This window comes from Pseudomonas sp. SDT291_1_S447 (assembly GCF_054070155.1).
The window spans coordinates 1-442 of the sequence record NZ_JBSVXS010000303.1 but is presented as its reverse complement, the minus strand read 5'-3'; the positions used below and the strand labels follow the sequence as shown (position 1 = coordinate 442).

Genomic DNA, 442 nt, shown 5'->3' with positions numbered 1-442 from the left:
ACGATGCTGAGCTTGTCCAGCTCCGCAGCGGGCAGCGGTGTAACCGTCACCGTGATCGGTAGAGAAGGGACTTTCGTGCCTTGGATCACTTCATATTGAAGCGTGAAGGTTTTCGCCGCATTACCGATGTTGGCGGCAATCGCTTCCGGCGGGATCAGAAATTCAACGTTGCCACTGGCGACCCCCGGTTTGGGCGCGATGGTCGGAGAGCCGGCGCCGGGCGTACCGGTCATGGTCAGTTGAATGCTGTGTTTGTCGCTCATGCCGGTGTAGGCCACGATTACCCGGCCACCGGTTTGGGCATTGAGCGGTGCCAGGGTCACAGTGGCGCCGCTGCCTTGCGCTTGCGGCATCTGCGGCAGTGGCAAAGGATTTTCCAGCGCCACTCCGACATCGAACTTCAACGGCTCGGCATAACTCGTCCCGCCGGCGGCGCGTTTGA

The 442-nt window shown here is 61.1% G+C and carries 1 pseudogene; it reads right to left on the bottom strand.

The window, feature by feature from the left end:
* Positions 1-442 (bottom strand): annotated as a pseudogene (locus ACW9IR_RS29650) (hypothetical protein); the annotation flags it as partial.